Source organism: Dehalogenimonas formicexedens (genome assembly GCF_001953175.1).
In the GTDB taxonomy this organism is placed as follows: Bacteria; Chloroflexota; Dehalococcoidia; order Dehalococcoidales; family Dehalococcoidaceae; genus Dehalogenimonas; species Dehalogenimonas formicexedens.
Window position 1 is genome coordinate 1,965,131 of the sequence record NZ_CP018258.1, and the last position, 18,737, is coordinate 1,983,867.

An 18,737-nucleotide genomic window follows, 5' to 3' on the forward strand; every position below is an offset into this window, starting at 1 on the left:
AATGGTATTGCTATACTTACAAGGTTAATTTTATGACTAACGCGACGATCCCCTCCAAATACGAGACAGTCATCGGGCTGGAAGTACACGCCCAGTTGGCGACCGAGAGCAAGATGTACTGCCGCTGCGCCTCGGACTATGCCGACGCTCCGCCCAACACCCGCGTCTGCCCGGTTTGCCTTGGCCTGCCCGGCGTACTGCCGGTGATCAACAAGAAAGCCGTCGAATTCACCATGATGACGGCGCTGGCGCTTAACTGCACCATCGCGCCGCACTCAAAGTTCGACCGTAAGAATTATGCCTATCCCGACCTGATGAAGGGCTACCAGATCTCCCAGTATGACGAACCCATCGGCCGCCAGGGCTGGATCGACATCACCGTCGACGGCAAGGTCAGGCGGATCGGCATCACCCGCGTCCACCTGGAAGAGGATGTCGCCAAGCTCGTCCATCGTGACGAACCGGGCGGCCCGGGTTACTCCCTGGTGGACGTCAACCGTTCCGGCGTGCCGCTCATGGAGATCGTTTCCGAGCCGGATATGCGCACCCCGGAGGAAGCCCGCCAGTACCTGATGAAGCTCCGCACCATCCTGCGCTACCTCGGCGTGTCGGTAGCCAACATGGAAGAAGGTTCTTTCCGCTGCGACGCCAATATCTCGCTGCGGCCAACAGGCGAAACCGGTTTCAATCCCAAGGTTGAAGTCAAGAACATGAACTCATTCCGCGCCGTTTTCCGGGCGCTGGAATACGAAGAAGTCCGCCAGGCTAAAGACTACGACAATCACGTCCGGGTTCCCCAGGAGACGCGCGGTTGGCAGGACGAAAAAGGCGTCACCGTTTCCCAGCGCTCCAAGGAATTCGCCCACGACTACCGGTATTTCCCGGAGCCCGACCTGCCGCCGCTCCAGTTCGACGACAGGTGGATCGCCGAGATCAGGGCTAAACTTCCCGAACTGCCCGAAGTCCGCCAGGCCAGGTTTACGCGTGATTACGAGTTGTCCGAATATGACGCGACGCTGCTGACCGCTGCCCGGGACACCGCCGATTATTTTGAAGGCGTGCTGTCCGCCGATCTGAAAGTCAGCGCCAAAGAAGCCGCCAACTGGGTCAACGGCGAGGTTACCCGGATCATGAACGCGGTTAACGCGGGCATCGATGCTTTCGCCGCCAGGGTTCCGGCTTCGGCCCTGGCTCAGCTGATTACCATAACCTCCAAAGGCGCCATCAATACCGCCACCGCCAAGACCGTGCTCGAAGAAATGTGGCAGACAGGCAAGGCTGCCGATGCCATCATCGCCGAGAAAGGCCTGGCCCAGATCTCCGATGATTCAGCGTTGCGGGAGATGGCGGCGAAAATCATTGGCGATAATCCAGCCGCTGTCGCGGATTTCAAAGCGGGCAAGGAGCAGTCGCTGAAATTCCTCGTCGGCCAGATGATGAAACTGTCCAAAGGGCGAGCCAACCCGGCAGTGGCTTCTGATATAATATTGCAAAAGCTCAAGGAAGGTTAATTTAAGCCCGCGGGCACGGCGCGCCGTGCCCCTACAGGAAGGTTAAAACATGCTGACATTCTTACTCGTTGCCCAGATAATCGTCGCTGTCGCGCTGGGCCTGGCGGCGTTGTTGCAGGTCCGCGGCGGCGGATTAGGCGGCATTTTCGGGCAGTCCGACACTGTTTTCCGCACCAAGCGCGGCATTGAAAAGACGCTTTTCCAGATGACCATCGTCCTGGTCGTCCTCCTGGTTCTCATTTCCATCTGGGTGTTGCTGGTAATCTAACTTAAAATACTCTCGCCGCGATCCCGCGGTCGAGTATCATGAGAGGGCGGGGCCAAACTCGCCCGGGGGTGGGTCATGTCCGGCATTATCACCCTGACTACCGACTTTGGGGATTCCGGCGGCTATATCGCCGCCATGAAGGGCGTCATCCTGGGTATCGCCCCTGAGACCCAGATTGTCGATATCAGCCACCGCATCTCACCGCAGAACGTCTTCGAGGCCGCTTTTACCCTTGCAACGGTTTACCGCTTCTTTCCGGAGAACACCGTTCACCTGGTTGTAGTCGATCCCGGGGTCGGCACCGGCCGCAAGATCATTACCGTTAAAACGCCCGAGGGCATATTTGTCGGCCCTGACAACGGGGTGTTTTCGTACGTCCTCAGAGATTATGCGACCCAAATTGGCCCTTCGGAGGACGGCCGGCATCGCGCCGAACTTGCTGCGGCGGCCCAAGCGGTGGCCGTCACCAACAGCCGGCACTTCCGCCAACCGGTATCGAACACCTTCCATGGACGCGATATCATGGCTCCCGTGGCGGCGATGCTCTCGAAGGGATTTGAGTTAACCGCTTTCGGAGAACCCATGGACCGCCTTGTTATGCTCGATTTGCCGCAGGCAACCAGGCAGACCGACGGGTCGATTCTGGGTCGCATTGTCATTGTCGACAGCTTCGGCAATCTCATCACCGATGTCCGCGCCGATGACCTGCCTTTGGGTAACCGACTGCGCGTCGAATTGGGCAAATACGTTATAAGCGGGCTGAAAAAGACCTATGCCGAGGGTACCGGATTGATAGCTCTCATCGGGTCCTCAGGTTACCTGGAAATAGCTGTGCCTGGGGGAAGTGCGGCGGCTTCAACCGGCATTCAAGCGGGCGGCAAAATCAGAATTTCATCCGAATAACAGGGTTCTGGCAATTAATCGATTGCGTGTAATCGCCGAAATCAGTTCATAGCTCAGTGAACTCCCCGGCTGGAACCGGAACAGCGCCGCAAGGTTCTGCGGCTTGAATTTGGAATTTTGGTCCTTTGAATTTGTTTAGGATTTCGTGCTTGGTGCTTGGAATTTAAAAAAGAGGCGGGTGCCTAGCTAGTCCGCTTAAGCACCCGCCCCAAGATTGAACTCTTTTGAACCCTTGGTTGAAACCAGATTGGTTGGAACCAGTGGATCCTTGAGACCTATTCTATTTTCGTTACCCGGGAAAGTTCTTCGCCCTTTACTTTTCCGTCCTGGTCAGAAAACCAGATGGGTTTCAATCCTCACTTATGAAAAGCTCAAGAGCCTTCGTCCTGACTCCTCGCCATGGACATTGACTAGGATTTCCCACCTCCCAGCGAGGAGCATGTGCACGGAAAGAGCCAAATCCCGAGAACGGCTTGTCTCTCTACCATTCGCCCTCCTTTCGCTTTATTTGGGTGACCCTGTGAGTACTAGTACCGGTACTCACACCTATAACCTACTCCCAATCCGGTATAAGGTCAACGGTAAGTGTAGCTAAACAGGCGGATTTGCCGGCAATCACCATAATCGTTCACTCGTATTAACCCGTCTCCAAGCCCGTTTTTCTTCTCTTATCGCGTTATGAATACCGTGTTCATAAACCCATATATCCATCTGATTCGTATTTTGACCGGTCAAACCGGAATACCGGTTTATGTTAAAATCAGTCGATGCGGATTGATATTCTGACGCTGTTCCCGGAAATGTTTGCCGGACCGTTTTCCGAAAGCATCTTGAAACGGGCCGCCGAAAAGGGCCTTCTGGAGATCCACTTTCACCAGATCCGGGACTATACCCATGACAAACACCACGTCGTGGATGACACGCCCTACGGCGGCGGTGCCGGCATGGTTATGAAACCGGAGCCTGTGGTGGAGGCCATCGAATCCGTAAAAAGGCTGTCAGATGCGGAATCAAGGACAATTCTGCTGTCCCCCTCCGGAAAACTCTTCAGCCAGGGTATTGCTGCGGAACTTGCTCTAAAATCACGCCTCATCCTCATCGCCGGACATTACGAAGGGTTCGACGAACGGGTGAGATCATATATCGACGACGAGATCAGCATCGGGGATTACGTCCTCTCCGGGGGCGAACTGCCCGCTATGGTCATCGTGGACGCCGTGGCAAGGCTCATTCCCGGCGTCCTGGGATGCGGAGAGTCCCACGTTGAGGAATCCCACAGCCAGGGGCTCCTGGAATATCCCCACTATACCCGCCCTCCGGAATTCCGGGGGACACCCGTGCCGGCGATTCTCCTCTCAGGAAATCACGCAGAGATTGCCAAATGGCGGCGCAAAGAATCGCTGAAACGCACCTCGGAACGGAGACCGGACATGTTGGCTGGTGTCGCGTTATCAAAGGCCGACCGGAAAACGTTAGCCGAACTAAATTCGGAACCGGAGGCGACGCGTGAAACTGACAGCCAAACGGGCTAAGATCTTCGTGGCGCCTATCGGCATTGTGGTTACCTTGTCTCTGGGCATCACCTTTGGCGACGCCGTTTTTAATAACGAGTTGACCGCTTTCGGATTCCTCATTCTCGTTTTTTGGCTGGTCGCCATGTTCATCGACGGTCTGGCTCAGGATATGAACGACAGGAATATGCGAACATAGCCTGAAATCTTCTATCACCCCTCCCCGTTTTAAATATCCGGGGGCCTGCCTTCCGTTTGATATTGGATATTTGGTATTTGTTATTTGTTTGGTATTTGGAACTTGGGATTTGAGGTTTCCGGCGCCTTTAGCCGGCTGGGCTTGCCATCAACCCCCCATTTGTGATTTACTATTCAGTCTGTGACATTGAATTTATCCGCCTGGTGATGACCGGGGCGGGCAAGACAAGGAGTTCCCAGGTATGAGAATTGATGAATTGGTGCCTCCGGTGGTCAAAGCCGAGTTTCCGGAGATCAACCCCGGCGACACCGTCAAAGTGCATTACCGGATTATCGAAGGTGATAAGGAACGCATCCAGGTGTTCCAGGGCATTGTTCTGAGGAAACGCTCCGGCGCCGATGGCGGCAACTTCACAGTGCGCCGCGTATCTTACGGTGTCGGCGTCGAACGCATATTTCCTTTCACCTCGCCCCTGATTGCCAGGATCGAGATGACCCGCCGAGGCCGTGTCCGCCGCGCCAAACTCTACTACCTGCGCAACCTGTCCGGCAAGGCCGCCCGAATCAAGGAAGGCGAGCGCGGAACCGCCACCTGATTTCTCCGGTCGTTGAATTTCATCGGCGTCTCCAGATAGGAGACGCCGATTTAACAAGGGGAGTATGCTTTGCCTTACGCCGAGGTCAGCGTCAATTCCCCAGCCGCCGGGCGCGGCGCGTACAGCTACGAACTGCCGGAAAACCTCGCCGTCCGTCCCGGCCAGGCGGTCCTGGTTCCTTTCGGCCCCAGGATACTTCAGGGCATCGCCGTCGAGGTCTCGGACACCCCCAGATTCGATGCCACCCGCCAGCTCTCCGGGGTCATCGATCCGCCGTTATACCTGACCGCCGCTCAACTGGCCGCCGGCCGCTGGATAAGACGCCATTACCTGGCGCCGTTATTCCCTTCTTTGGCGCTGTGGCTGCCGCCCGGTTTTGAGCGGTCCGCCGAGTCGGTGTTTACCCGTTCGGGGCTGGACATCGGCCAAATCCCCCTTTCGGAACTCGAACGGGACTTCCTGGCTACCCTTGACACCACTATTCCCGCTGATCAGAAAACGCTCGAAAAGCGGTTCGGCAAACTCGCGGCCCAAAAAGCCGTTCGGCATCTGCTGGGTCACGGGCTGATCGAACGCCGCTACCGGCTGCAGGCGCTCAAGGTGAAGCCCCTGCTTGAAAGGGTAGTGCACCTGAAAGGCGATCCCGAGAACGCCCTGAAAAACGCGGCTAATCTGCTTAAGCGATCCCCCAAACAATCGGCGGTCCTCCGGCTGTTAGCCACCTCGCGCGGCCGCCTCCCGTTAGCCGAGATCCGGCGGGAATTTGGCGATGTCGCCGCCGTTGTTTCGGCTCTTGTGGCCAAAGACCTCGTTCACATCGCCAACGAGGAATCCCGCCGCAATCCGAGTCTTCCGGCAGCCGTCGAGCTCCCCATGCCTCATACTTTGACCCCCGCCCAAGCCGCGGCCGTTTCCGAAGTGACCGCTTCTGTCGACCGGGCCGGGGGCGAGACCTTCCTGCTTCACGGCGTGACCGGCTCCGGCAAGACGGAGGTCTACCTCCATGCCGCCAAACACACCCTGAAACAGGGCAAGCAGGTCGTGGTGCTGGTGCCGGAGATTTCCCTGACCCATCAGATCATCGAGCGCTTCACCGCCCGGTTCTCGGGCCGGGTGGCGGTTCTCCACAGCAAACTCTCGCTGGGGGAAAGGTTTGACCAGTGGCGGGGCATCGCCGAGGGCGATTACGACATCGTCATAGGTCCCAGAAGCGCCCTGTTCGCCCCGTTCGCCAATCCGGGTCTGATAGTCATCGACGAAGAACACGAATGGGCTTACAAGCAGCAGGATACGCCGCCTTTATATCACGCCCGGGAGGCCGCCCGCCGCCTGTCCCTGGAAACCGGGGCTACGCTGCTCCTGGGGTCCGCTACCCCGGACATCGAGAGTTATTTCAAGGCCCTGCGCGGCGATTACCACCTCCTGGAACTGCCGGACCGGCTCACTCCCCACCCCTCCGCCCCGCTTCCCCCGGTGACCCTGATCGACATGCGCGACGAATTGAAAAGCGGCAATCTCTCCATTTTCAGCCGCAAACTGAAAGCCGAGATAGAAGCCGCGCTCAAAAACGGCGAACAGGTCATCCTCTTTTTCAACCGGCGCGGCGGCGCCACTTTCATCCAGTGCCGCGACTGCGGCGAAGTCCTGAAATGCCGCAACTGCCGCCTGCCCTTAGGCTTTCACCCGGTGGAGAACCGGCTGGTGTGCCACCACTGCAACGCTCAGTACCGGGTGCCTGCCGTCTGTCCCGTTTGCGGCCGCAGCCGTATCAAGTTTATCGGCCTGGGCACGCAGAAACTGGAAGAAGAGACGAAGAAGGAGTTTCCGGGAGTCAAAATCCTGCGCTGGGACTCTGATGCCGCCCGAGATAAAGATACCGGATACCGGATTTTCGATGATTTCCGCGCCGGCAAGGCGGATATCCTGATCGGCACCCAGGTCGTCGCCCGCGGCCTCGACCTGCCCAGGGTGGGACTGGTGGGCGTCATCAATGCCGATACCGCGCTCAACCTCCCCGATTTCCGGGCTGGCGAGCGGACCTTCCAGCTTCTGCTTCAGGTGGCGGGACGCGCCGGGCGGGGAGAGTTTCCCGGCCGGGTCGTTGTCCAGAGCTACCAGCCCGCGCACTATGCCATCACCGCGGCGGTGGCGCATGACTATAAGGGCTTCTATCAAAAAGAACTGGAGTATCGCCGTCTGCTGGGGTATCCTCCCTTCATCGAACTGGCGGTGCTCACCGTCCAGCATCCTGCGGAGGCGGATGGCCTGCAGATTGCCCACAATCTCAAGAAGAAACTGGAATTGGAACGGGATTCCACCGGGGCCAAGGACATCGAGTTTATCGGCCCGGCGCCGGCGTTCGTTCCCCGCCGCCGGGGCAAATACCGCTGGCAGGTTATCGTGAAGGGGCGGGATATCGTTGATTTCCTGGATAAAGCCTGTCTGTCTTCCGGCGTCGGCGTAGACGTGGATCCCCTCGGTTTGGATTAACCCTTTCGGGTTTCTCCTGATTCGACGTTAATCATCGCCGGCAAGGTCGGCGCCCATGGTTTCAGGCTTAACGCTTGTCGTAGTCACCCCCTGCTTGTATAGTAGTGTACTTAATGGCGTCTTTACCTGATCTTGTGATTACAGACCCCGGCCAGCTTGAGATCATCGCGGCCGCCGTGGTCGCCGCGGGCCGCGGCGAACGGGTTTCCATCGTCGGCGGTTTTATCCGCGACACCCTGCTGGGCCGTCCGGTTAAGGACCTGGATCTGGCGGTGGAAGGTGATGCCGGCGCTTTTTCCGGGGCTCTGGCGGCAAAACTCGGCGCCACCATGTTCGTTCTACACCAGGAAGCCGGGATGTACCGGATCAACCTGGCTGCAGGCGCGTTCGATCAGATTGACGTCACCATGGTAGATGGGACACTGGCCGATGACCTGATGCGCCGGGACTTCACCGCGGACGCCATGGCGGCGCCGCTGACGATTCCGGAGCTGACCGGTAACCGGCTGGCCATTATCGATCCTGCCAACGGCCTCGCCGACACCCGGAACCTGATTCTCCGCGCCGTTTCCCCCGGCGTATTTCAAAGCGATCCCGCCCGATTGTTGCGCGGGGTGCGCCTGTCCGCCGAACTGGGCTTCGCCATCGAGCCTGAAACCGAGAAGTTGATTGCCGAGAACGCCGCCCTGTGTCAGAACGTCGCTGGCGAACGCACCCGGGAGGACCTGGTCAAACTGTTTTCGCTGCCGTCGATGGACTCGGTAGTGGACTATCTCGACCGGCTGGGGCTTTTGACCCGGATTTTCCCCGAACTCGAGCCTTCGAGGGGCGTCGACCAGCCCATCGAGCACGCCTGGGATGTCTTAGGGCATCAGTTCAAGACGGTCCAGTCCCTGGATTGGGTGCTGCGCCGGGGCCCCTGGAACTATGCCCCCGTCGAGGCGCAAAAACTGATCCCCTGGACAAAAACTGTCCAAAACTACTTTGAGTCCACCGTTAACTCAGGCGCCTGCAGGACGGCGTTGACCCGCCTGGCGGCCTTGATCCATGACATCGCCAAGCCGGAGACCAAGACCCTGGCTCCCAACGGACGGGTAAGGTTCTACGGTCACCCAGGCCGCGGCGCCGAAACGGCGGTTTCGATGCTCACCCGCCTGCGCTTCTCCCAGAAGGAGATCAAGTTTATCGCCGCCATGGTGGAACTTCACATGCGCCCCACCCAGATGGGCCCGGACTCGATCCAGCCCACCCCCAGGGCGGTCTACCGCTTCAACCGGGATGCCGGCGATGCCGCCGTCGCCACCCTCTATTTAAGCCTGGCCGACCACCTGGCGGCGCGGGGACCGACCCTTCAGCTTGATAACTTCGCCGAACATGTTAAAATAGTGACTTATGTTTTGTCCGAGCGCGACCGTCAGCAGGCGGAAGCCCCTGACCGGCTGATCGACGGCAACGATCTGCAGTCGCGGTTCGGCCTGAAGCCGGGACCGGAACTCGGCCGGATCCTGGAAGAGCTCGCCGAAGCCCGGGCGACCGGCGAAATCAGCACCCACGAAGAGGGTCTCGAGCTGGCCGAACGGTTGATCAATACAGCCAAATGAGGAACCTGAGGGTAAAATCCCGCTGCTCAAAAAAACTATAAATTAAACATAATTCGAACGACCATCATGGAAATGAAAGAATGAAAAAACACCTTCCCGGATTCGTAGTGATTCTCATCCTGTTTGTGCTCTCAGCCCTGATCGTCCTGCCGACCGGCAAGGGCGTCCTCTTCGGCAAGCCGATCCAGCTCGGCCTCGACCTCCAGGGCGGCTTGCATATCGTCTACCAGGCAGACCTTTCAGGGGTGGCCGACAGTGAAAAAGGCAATGTTCTCTCCGGCGTCGTCTCGGTCATTTCCAACCGGGTCAATCCCCTTGGCGTCAGCGAACCCAACATCGCCCAGCAGGGTGACGACCGTATTGTCGTCGATCTGCCGGGCACCGCCCTTTCCGACGAGCAGAAGCAGCGCATCGGCTCCACCGCGCTGCTGGTTTTCGGCGAACTGGTCACCGGTGACGAGCCCTACACCTGGGAAAACGCCCTGGGCAAATGGAAACCGGCCACCGACACCGGAACCCCGGACGGCAAGGTGCTGGATTCCAGCTACTTCAAGGACAATACCTTTCTGACCACCAACAGCCAGACCGGCCAGGTATTACTGAATTTCGAATGGACCGATGAAGGCGCCAAGATCAGCGAGGCGGTGACCACGCGGATGCTGGGGAAGCGCCTCGGCATCTTCGAGGGCGACACCACCCTGCTTGGCGACGACGGCCAGCCGGTGGCTCCCACGGTGAACGCGGTCATCACCGACAGGGGCGTCATCGAGGGGCTTTCGATCAGCGAAGCCCAGCTTCTTTCGAAGCAGCTCAATGCCGGCCGCCTGCCGGTGCCGCTGACCATCATCTATCAAAACACCGTCTCGCCGGTCCTCGGCTCCGACTTTGTCCACCTGTCGTTCCTGGCCGGCATCGTCGGCGTGCTGCTGGTTATGGCCTTCATGATCCTCTTCTACCGCTTCCCCGGTTTCCTGGCCAGCCTGGGGCTGCTGTTTTACGTCGCTCTTATCCTGGCCGTCTATAAGCTGTTACCGGTCACCCTGTCGCTGCCGGGCATCGGCGGTTTCATCCTTTCGATAGGCATGGCGGTCGACGCCAACGTCCTCATCTTTGAAAGGATGAAGGACGAACTCCGAGCCAAACGCACCCTGGGCGCGGCCATCGAGGCCGGGTTCTCCCGGGCCTGGAGCGCCATCTGGGACTCCAATATCACCACCCTGATCGTCTGCGGCATCCTGGTCTGGGTCGGCGCCACCGTCACCGGCGGCGAGAAGGTCCAGGGCTTCGCCCTGACGCTGGGCATCGGCGTCATCGCCAGCATGTTCACCGCCATTTTCGTCACCCGCACCTTCCTGAGGATGACTATCGGGACGAATCTCACCAAAAACCTGGCCCTGTTTACCACTGAATCGGGAGACCGCAATGCCTAACTTCATCGGCAAAAGAAATATTTTTCTGATCATCTCCGGGCTGCTGGTTATCGGCTCGATACTCAGCCTGACGATTTTCGGCCTCAAATCAGGCATCGATTTTTCCGCCGGTTCGTCGCTCACCGTCAAGTTCGACATTGCCCCCGCCCTGGCTGACCTGAACGCTAAAATGCGCGATCTGGGCCACCCCGAAGCCGTCATCCAGGAAACCGGCAGCGGTGATTTCATCATCCATCTCAGCGTTGTCACCGATGCTCAGAAGAACAGCCTGGAGACCGGCCTTGAGACCTCCTTCGGCGCGCTCACTGAAGAGGGCTTCGAGTCAATCGATCCGACCATCGCCGGCGATACCCGGAAAATCGCCGCCGGGGCCATCGCCCTGGCCGCCGTCGGCATTCTGCTGTACCTGACCTATGCCTTCAGGCGGATGCCCAAGCCGCTTCATTATGGCACCGGCGCCGTCATCGCCCTGATTCACGATGTCATCGTCGTCCTGGGTATCTTCGCCATCCTGGCCAGCGTCTTCCATTGGGAGATAGACCTGGTATTCGTCATTGGCATCCTGGCCGTGCTCGGCTACACCGTGAACAACACCGTGGTCATCTATGACCGCATCCGGGAAAACGTGCTGCGCGGCGTGGCTCCGACCTTCGAAGCCACCGTCAACCGCAGCGTCGTCGAGACCGTGGTCAGGTCGATGAATACCTCCTTTACCACCATCATCGCAGTGCTGGCGCTGATGCTCTTCGTCGGCGCCACCGTGGAGAACCTGGCTATCGTCATGTTCATCGGCATCCTGGTCGGCACCTACGACTCCCTGTTTGTGGCCCCGGCGATCCTGGTGATCTGGGACAATTTCGACAAAAGACGCCTTGCGCCCAGGGTTTCCCGGGCAGGAACCTAGCTCATGAGCGGTGCCAGCCGCGTCGCCGCCATCTCCGTCGGCTCCAACTCGCTGCTGATCGCCCTTAAGCTGGTAGTGGGGCTGGTCACCGGCTCGGTCAGCATCCTGGCCGAGGCCATCCATTCCTCGATCGACCTTCTGGCGGCGGTCATCGCCTTTTTCGGCCTGCGCGCCGCCGGCAAGCCCGCCGACCGGGAGCACCCTTTCGGCCACGGCAAATGGGAGAACGTCTCCGGCAGCGTCGAAGCCGTCCTCATCTTTGTCGCCGCTATCTGGATCATCTACGAGGCGGTCAAGAAGATCATGCACGGCGTCGAGGTCGAACTCCTCGGCTGGGGCATCGCGGTCATGGCGGTGTCCGTGATTGTAAATACCCTGGTCAGCCGCAACCTGTTCAAGCAGGCGAAGATCCATGATTCGATAGCCCTCGAGGCGGACGGCCAGCACCTGCGGACGGACGTCATCACCTCGCTTGGCGTCCTGGTGGGCCTGGCGCTGGTCCAGTTCACCGGCCTCAAGATCCTCGACCCGATCATCGCCATAGGGGTTGCTTTGATCATCGTCAAGGCCGCCTGGGACATTCTCAGGAAGTCTTTCGGCGGCATTATCGATACCGGGCTGCCACCGGAGGAAGAGAAGATCATCATCGATACCCTGGCGGAACATAAAAGCCAGTTAGTCGATTTCCATGAGATCCGCACCCGAAAATCCGGCGCCGAGAGGTTTGCCGACCTGCACCTGGTCATGCCGGGGACGCTTTCGGTCGATGAGGCGCACAAGATGTGCGACCATTTGGAAGCCGACCTGAAACGCCGCCTTCCCCGATTGGAAATAACCCTCCATGTCGAACCCTGCGACGATTCTTGCAAGTCCTGCGAAATGTCCTGCGATTCACGGCGGAGCGGATAGGGCAGTCCACAGTTCACAGTTAACAGTCGACAGTTGGCTTCTTGTCGAATATTTGGTGGTAAACAAGCCTCGCTGTCTCAAATCCCCTCTCCCCAACGGGGAGGGTGTATGGAGGGGGGTTCATTGCCAGAACTCCACCCGTTTGTCCCCTCTCCCTCACGGGGAGAGGGTAGGGAGAGGGGGTTCATTACTCAACAAAGCCCAGGCATTGTCTTATCACTAGTATAACTCCCTCTGGATTTTGAAGTACCTCGCTGTTCCAGAACCTGATTACCTGATAACCCATCGCTTCGAGAACTTTCGCCCTCTGAGCGTCGTTGATTCGGTTGTTTGCCTCGTCGTGTTGGCCGCCATCAAGTTCTATTATGAGGAGCTTAGCCGGACAGACAAAATCCACGATGTAATCCCCGATAGGATGTTGCCGCCTGAACTTAAGGCTACCCAGTTGTTTTGCGTTCAGGTGATTCCAGAGCAATCTCTCCGCCGGCGTTTGTTCCCGCCGAAGATTTCGGGCAAGTTCTGTGTTAGTTCGTTTCATGGAGATGTTCCCCCTCTCCCTAACCCTCGCCCCGTGGGGGCGAGGGGATTGATGTGGCGGCTATCAGATTTTATGGATCGTTTTGAGTTCCCTGATCAGTCCGGCTATATCCGGTGGCCCAAAGTTGTAATTTAACGGTTCCGTCTCGATCCCCACCGCCGGGGCCTCCTCCACCAACACCCTGAAAGTCGCCCCGATCGATCTGGCAAGAGCCTCCAGATTGTACCCGCCCTCGAGGCAGAAAACGGCTTTGCCGCCGCAGCACTCCTCCGACAGCGCCGCGATCCTCGCCACAATCGCCGCGTAGCCGGTTTCGGTCAGTTTCATCCCCCCAAGCGGGTCGTCCCGGTGGGCATCATAGCCGGCGGAAACCAGGATCAACTCAGGCTTGAAACGCCTGACGGCCGGCATCACGATCTCATCGTAGACTAAGGCGTACTGCGCGTCGCCGCAACCCGCCGGCAACGGGATGTTGACCTTGGTACCCCTCCCGCCACCCATCCCTGTATCATCGACGCCGCCGCTGCCGGGGTAGTGGGGCGACTGGTGGACGGACACATACATAGTTTCCGGATCATCGTCGAAGATCCCCTGGGTGCCGTTGCCGTGGTGGACGTCAAAATCCAGGATGGCCGCCCGCCGGACGCCGAATTTTACCCTGGCGTACCGGGCGGCGACGGCGATATTGTTGTAGACGCAGAAGCCGGAACCCCGGCCGGGGAAAGCGTGATGGCCGGGCGGCCGGACCAGGGCAAAGCATTTCCCTGTTGTTCCGCTCATCACCGCCTCTACAGCCGCCACAGCGCCTCCGGCGGCATATTCCGATGCTTCGCAAGACCCCGGTGAAAGGACGGTATCCGCGTCCAGGCTGCCGCCGCCTGAGGCGCATATCGAATTGATTTTCTCCTGATACGCCGGGGTATGGACGAGGGAAATTTCCTCGGCGGTTGCGCGACGGGCTTCGACTTTGACCAGCCTTTCAAGGAGGCCGGACGATTTCAGGTAAGCCATCACCGATGCCAACCGCGCCGCGGCTTCCGGATGCCCGGCGCCGGGATCATGGAGGAGGTATGAGGGGTGGAAGACGTAGCCGGTTTTCATAGTGCCAGCTTTCAGCTATCAGCTATCAGCGTTCAGTCTAATTCTCTGCTGTAAAACAAATGAAACAATTCTTGCTCTCGTTGCGCTGTTTCGCGCCGGGGTGTTGTGCGTTGCGCCGGTGAGGGTGAAAACGAATGAAACGAATCGGACCCCGATAAGGAGTTGGGGGGTTGTCTGAAAAAAACGAGCAAATTGTTTTGGCGACATTTCCAAAAATGTTTTTTGCAAAACGAATGCTGTATTTTTACGTTCAGTCCAAACGTGGGATTCGTTTTCAAAACCGATTGGTTTTAAGGTTTTCGTTTTCTTTTCAACAGAGTGTTGAATCGTCATGAGGATATGTCCCCGATTTCCCAAAGACCTTTCATAGAATGTATGTACTGGCATACATAGTACCTATGTTCTTATTCGATGTCAAGCGTCTCATGACGTTTTTGGTGGAATATTTTTGTCAGCAGTTTTCAGTTTACGGTATTCAGTAATAGGCGGCCGGGGAGACTCTATCGGCAGAAAGGAAGGGTAATATCGAAGGGCGAGATGGAGATTCTTCACTACGTTCAGAATGACAATCGGGGGGACGGCGTGCTGCTTTCAAACTGAGCAGTATTCAGAAAAACGGAACTGGTTGATCTTGGACACTCCCAATCAGATTGCCACGGACTGCCAACCGGCAGCCCTCGCAAAGACACAGGGGGTAGATTGCCGCGTTGGGCTGTGCCTTCTCCAAAGCAAGCCCCTAGTCCCCGACGATCTCGTTGAGGCCTTCAACAAGTTGCGATATCTGCTCGGGAGGGAGGACGCCGATGGTTTCTCCGATACGTTCGTTCGAAAGGGCGCGCACCTGGCCGATCTTGACCCATGACTGTTTGGGCAGCCCGCAGCCTCCGATTTCCAGGGTTAGCGGGAAGCCCGCCCGCTGCGGTTGGCTGGTAACCGCCAAAGCAATGACGGTTCCCGATCTTTCGTTGAAAACGTCCTGGCTGATTATTACAACCGGCCTCAAACCACCCTGTTCATGTCCCTTAACGGGATTGAGATCCGCCCAGCGGACCTCGCCTCTCAGTATTCGGGCCACGTTATAGCGTCCTCAGCCAGACCTTCTTCGGCCATGGACCTCTCCGCTGGGATATCGAGTTTAGCGCATTCTATCGCGAGCCTGCTCCTCTGAAGCCGGTCAAGTTTCTCCTCGACGGCTTGCTGGATCGCCCTGCTTCGATTATTGAAAACGCGGTTTTTAACCATACGATCCAGACGTTCAAGAGTCTTGGTGTCGATAGTAACAGCAACTTTGGTCTTTTCCATATTCATTCTCCGGTATTACTATATGTCATACCTCCGAGAGCGTCAAGTTGTATGTCAGGGTTTTCTATCATGATTAACAGAGAGAAGGATTCTGAAATAGGTCAAACAATTCACGTGAGATTGCCACGTCACTTCGTTCCTCGCAAAGACATAGGGGGCAGATTGCCCCGTCGGGCTGTGCCCTCCTCGCAAAGACAGAAGTGAATAAGGGAAAGGAACAATAGAAGAGGGGCCCCCTTGCGGGAGCCCCTCTTTTTATCCAACCGATTGTCTAACGTTTAAGGTTAGGCGACGCGGCGGGTGCGGACGATGAGGACGATAACCACGATAACCAGGAGAGCGCCGATACCGATGATCGCCCAGATGTAGGCCGGAGTGGTCTCAGCCGGGGAGGTCAGGGTAACTGTGGTGTTGGTGATGGTGGTCGTGCCGGGAGGAGTGGTCGGCTGGGTCACCGGAGCGGCCATCGTCGTGAAGACGCTGACGACCGGATCAGACGAACCAGTGGGGGTGATGGCAACAACACGCCAGTAGTAGGTGGTGCTGTAGGCCAAAGCCGGAGTAGTCCAGGCGAAGGCCGGGACGGTGGTGGTCTGCTTGGTGCCAACCAGGGTAGCGAAGGTGCTGGAGGTTGAAACCTCAACAGTGTAGCTGGTAGCGCCGGTGACAGCGCCCCAACCGAAGCCGGGGGTGAGGGCGATGCCGGTAGCACCCATGGCGGGAGCTAGGTCCACTGGATTGGTAACAACATTGGGTTGAGTCGAGAAGGTTTTCGAACCAACCAGAGAGGTGAACGGGGTCTTGGCGAAGACACTTACGGTGTAGGTAGTGTCAGAGGTCAAGCCACTTACGGTAACAGTGAGAGCGGTCTTGTCAACTGTCACGGTACCGACGGTGGTGGCGGTGAAGTAGTCTTTCTGTGCGGCGGTACCGGCCTTGACGAAGGCGGCGTAATCGGTAGCGCCAGCGACAGCGCCGAAGGTCACATTAGCGGTGGTGGTGGTAAAGGAAGTGACCGCAACGTTCGGGACGGCGACAGCGATGGTGTCTTTGAAGGTGTACAGCTTGGTAGCGGTAACAGCCCACAGCGTGTTGCCGCCGGCGGCGGGTACGATGAAGAGTCCAGAGGCAGCGGTGACGCCAGTGGCAGCGGCGATATCTTCGCTGGCGCTGTTGTCAGTCAACAAGCGGACGAGAGCGCCGTTAGCGCCCAGGGCGTATATAACGGGGCTGGCGGCTACGCCAGAAACGATACCAACGCCATTGGTGACTGCGGTACCGGTGTTCAAGTCGGTGGTACCCCAGGCAACTGTAGCAGCAGCGGTATCCAACTTGTAGATGTTACCAGTGCCAGTGGCATTGGTGACGGCATAGAGAACAGTGTTGGAACCATTCTGGAAGGTGACACCGCTGATGTTGGCCAGGGTCAAACCGGTGGAAAGAGCGGCCTTCCAGGTGGCGCCGAGATCGGCAGAGGTGAAGACGTTGCCGGCGGCGGTGACAGCTGCGAGAGCGGTGCTGTCAGAAGAGCGGACCAGGAAAGCGGCGTTCTGGGTGCTGACTTGGTTCCAAACGAAACCATTATTAGTGGTTCTCTGGATACCGGCGGTGGAGGTAGCGGCTACAAAGGTGGCATTGTCCAACACCACGTAGGTGGTGATGGTACCAGGGGAGAATGACTGGGCGGTGAAGGTGATACCCTGGTCGTTGGAAGCCATGATAACGTTAGTAGCAGAGACGTAGTAGACACCCTTGTCGGTGGCATAGTTGGGGGAAACGCGGAGCATGGAATACATGCCAGCGGCCACATTGCCCTGGATGCGATTCCATTTGCCGCCGACGTTCCGCCAGAGGCTATGGTTACCGGAAGTGGTTACGGGATTCATGTCCATGGCGAAAGCGACACCGGAAGCACCAACGGTCATGCTGGCGTTGGTGTCAACGGTTTCGAGAGCAGTGGCTGCACCAGTCCAGCTAGCATTGCCAGCTGCGGTGGCTGTAACTGTCGCCACATCTCCAACACCACCGAAGGTGATGGTCAAACCGGCGACTGAAGAAGTACCGCTTGTATTCGTAGTGATAACAGCGGCGACCGCACCAGTCAAGGTTACCGTACCAGCAGCAGTAGCTGTTAAGGTGAAGGCATCGCCGGCGCCAGGAGTAACTACGGCGGCAGAGGTAACCATGTAGTAGTCGCCATTCGCGGCGAAGGCAGTGCTATCAATCTCATTGATGGAAGAGTTGATGAAACTGATCTGGCTGAAGGTAGCGCCCTTATCGGTGGAAACGCTGAAAGCAGTTTCATCACCGGCAGCGCCAGCGGCCTTCAAGGCGAAAATGGTGCCGGAAGTGGCGTAGTCGTTAGCAAGGGCAACGTAGGCGGTGCGGGCACCACCGGTCAGGTTAGCCCCAGCAGCGTTGAAGGAGAAGCCTGCGTTGAACGTGGTGTAGACTTCACCGGCGGTAGTGCCGAAGACGATGGTAACGGCTCCACCGAAGACGCCGGAACCGGTGACATCAATGGTGGCAACAGGCAGGTTGGCGCCCAGGTGGAAACCGGTGCCACCCAGGGTGGTGCGGAAAATGCCACCGGTTGCGCCATCAGTACCAACCCACAGGACGGGGTTGCTGGTGATATTGAAATCGGCAGAGAAGCCGATTTCACCAACCGTAGTACCAGCGCCGGAGGCGATTGTGGCCGGAGTCGGAGCGAATGCACCGCCGGTGCTGACGTAGAGCGAGGCGTTAGTGCCAGTAGATGTTAGAGCGTAGATACCAGCGGCAGTGTTGAAGGTGGGAGACAGTTTGACGTCAAGAACGTTGGCAACCAAGCCGCCAAAGAGGACGAACTGGTTGTTCAGGGAGACACCTTCGTCAAACAGGTACACGCCGCCATCCGTACCGGCAAATACCTTATAGCTGCCGCCCAGGAGGCCAACAGCGAGGGATTTGACGCTTGTGACACCTGCCACGGCAATCGTGCCGACGGGCAGGGCAGCAAAGGTGGCGCCGCCATCGGTGGATTTCCACACGCTCAAGCCAGTAGCGATGTAAAGAACATTCGCTTCGCTGGGTGAGGTGGCGATGGCTGTGATGGCAGCAGCCCCGGCGGTGGTGCCGGGAGTCTTGACAGACGTCCAGGTGCGGCCACCATCGGTGGATTTGGCAAGGCTGTTGGTGTTAGCCGTGGCGGTGTTGGTCCAGGCGTAAAGGGTACCATCAATGGCTTTGGTCAGAAGACCGGAACCAGTGAGGCTAGTTGTCGTGGGCATTGTGACTGCGGTCCAGGCGTTGTCCGCAGCGCTGACGGGCAGAGCGGACACCACCAGCATGCTGGCGGCGATCGCTGCGGTCATAACGATACCGAAGATTTTATTTAAGTGTTTCATCGACCTTTGAGTTTACCTTTCAATTTTATTATGGTTATTGTCTATCGGTTATTTTTGGTTATTTCCCTTAGACTTATGGGGTAGCA

17 protein-coding genes are annotated in these 18,737 nt (G+C 57.9%); 11 read left to right on the plus strand and 6 right to left on the minus strand.

From position 1 onward, the window contains the following. Positions 1–32: 32 nt before the first annotated feature. From gatB to Dform_RS10345, 11 genes are all read left to right on the plus strand, one after another. Positions 33–1,511, plus strand: coding sequence for an Asp-tRNA(Asn)/Glu-tRNA(Gln) amidotransferase subunit GatB (gatB, locus tag Dform_RS10295; RefSeq protein WP_076005150.1), 1,479 nt, complete (start codon positions 33–35; stop codon positions 1,509–1,511). 49 nt (positions 1,512–1,560) lie between these two features. Beyond that, positions 1,561–1,779, plus strand: a complete 219-nt coding sequence (gene secG, locus Dform_RS10300) for a preprotein translocase subunit SecG (protein WP_076004889.1) — start codon at positions 1,561–1,563, stop codon at positions 1,777–1,779. Positions 1,780–1,854: 75 nt separating this feature from the next. Beyond that, positions 1,855–2,682 carry an SAM hydrolase/SAM-dependent halogenase family protein gene (locus Dform_RS10305; RefSeq protein WP_076004890.1) on the plus strand — a complete coding sequence of 276 codons (828 nt, stop codon included), beginning with the start codon at positions 1,855–1,857 and terminating at the stop codon, positions 2,680–2,682. Positions 2,683–3,449: 767 nt separating this feature from the next. Further along, entirely contained in the window at positions 3,450–4,214 is a 765-nt protein-coding gene (gene trmD, locus Dform_RS10310) for a tRNA (guanosine(37)-N1)-methyltransferase TrmD (RefSeq protein ID WP_076004891.1), read from the plus strand. Beyond that, positions 4,189–4,392 carry a hypothetical protein gene (locus tag Dform_RS10315; RefSeq protein ID WP_076004892.1) on the plus strand — a complete coding sequence of 68 codons (204 nt, stop codon included), beginning with the start codon at positions 4,189–4,191 and terminating at the stop codon, positions 4,390–4,392. Before trmD ends, Dform_RS10315 begins: the two co-directional genes overlap by 26 nt. Positions 4,393–4,633: 241 nt before the next feature. After that, positions 4,634–4,987 carry a 50S ribosomal protein L19 gene (gene rplS, locus Dform_RS10320; protein WP_083635448.1) on the plus strand — a complete coding sequence of 118 codons (354 nt, stop codon included), beginning with the start codon at positions 4,634–4,636 and terminating at the stop codon, positions 4,985–4,987. Between the two features lie 69 nt (positions 4,988–5,056). Next, complete coding sequence (gene priA / locus Dform_RS10325) at positions 5,057–7,477, plus strand: replication restart helicase PriA (protein ID WP_076004893.1); 2,421 nt, start codon at positions 5,057–5,059, stop codon at positions 7,475–7,477. 113 nt (positions 7,478–7,590) lie between these two features. Continuing rightward, on the plus strand, positions 7,591–9,078 hold the full coding sequence (locus Dform_RS10330; protein WP_083635449.1) for a CCA tRNA nucleotidyltransferase: 1,488 nt from the start codon (positions 7,591–7,593) through the stop codon (positions 9,076–9,078). 80 nt (positions 9,079–9,158) lie between these two features. Next, the gene (gene secD, locus Dform_RS10335; RefSeq protein WP_076004895.1) at positions 9,159–10,508 is read left to right on the plus strand and encodes a protein translocase subunit SecD; all 1,350 of its coding nucleotides are present in this window, start codon (positions 9,159–9,161) and stop codon (positions 10,506–10,508) included. Then, a complete protein-coding gene (secF, locus tag Dform_RS10340; RefSeq protein ID WP_076004896.1) occupies positions 10,501–11,412 on the plus strand; it encodes a protein translocase subunit SecF in 912 nt (303 codons plus the stop codon). The genes secD and secF overlap by 8 nt, the downstream gene beginning before the upstream one ends. Before the next feature lie 3 nt (positions 11,413–11,415). Then, positions 11,416–12,321, plus strand: coding sequence for a cation diffusion facilitator family transporter (locus tag Dform_RS10345; RefSeq protein WP_076004897.1), 906 nt, complete (start codon positions 11,416–11,418; stop codon positions 12,319–12,321). 187 nt (positions 12,322–12,508) lie between these two features. Here the strand turns inward: Dform_RS10345 and Dform_RS10350 are convergent, their stop codons facing one another. The 6 genes from Dform_RS10350 to Dform_RS10375 form a co-directional block, all read right to left on the minus strand. Then, entirely contained in the window at positions 12,509–12,859 is a 351-nt protein-coding gene (locus Dform_RS10350; protein WP_076004898.1) for an endonuclease domain-containing protein, read from the minus strand. 63 nt (positions 12,860–12,922) lie between these two features. Then, on the minus strand, positions 12,923–13,960 hold the full coding sequence (locus Dform_RS10355) for a histone deacetylase family protein (protein ID WP_076004899.1): 1,038 nt from the start codon (positions 13,958–13,960) through the stop codon (positions 12,923–12,925). Positions 13,961–13,978: 18 nt separating this feature from the next. Continuing rightward, the gene (locus tag Dform_RS10360; RefSeq protein WP_076004900.1) at positions 13,979–14,293 is read right to left on the minus strand and encodes a hypothetical protein; all 315 of its coding nucleotides are present in this window, start codon (positions 14,291–14,293) and stop codon (positions 13,979–13,981) included. A gap of 403 nt (positions 14,294–14,696) precedes the next feature. Further along, a complete protein-coding gene (locus tag Dform_RS10365; RefSeq protein WP_076004901.1) occupies positions 14,697–15,035 on the minus strand; it encodes a type II toxin-antitoxin system PemK/MazF family toxin in 339 nt (112 codons plus the stop codon). Beyond that, positions 15,020–15,262, minus strand: a complete 243-nt coding sequence (locus tag Dform_RS10370) for a ribbon-helix-helix domain-containing protein (RefSeq protein ID WP_076004902.1) — start codon at positions 15,260–15,262, stop codon at positions 15,020–15,022. The genes Dform_RS10365 and Dform_RS10370 overlap by 16 nt, the downstream gene beginning before the upstream one ends. A gap of 284 nt (positions 15,263–15,546) precedes the next feature. Continuing rightward, positions 15,547–18,651 (minus strand): hypothetical protein, encoded by a 3,105-nt coding sequence (locus Dform_RS10375; protein WP_076004903.1) that lies wholly within the window; start codon positions 18,649–18,651, stop codon positions 15,547–15,549. Between the last annotated feature and the right edge of the window lie 86 nt (positions 18,652–18,737).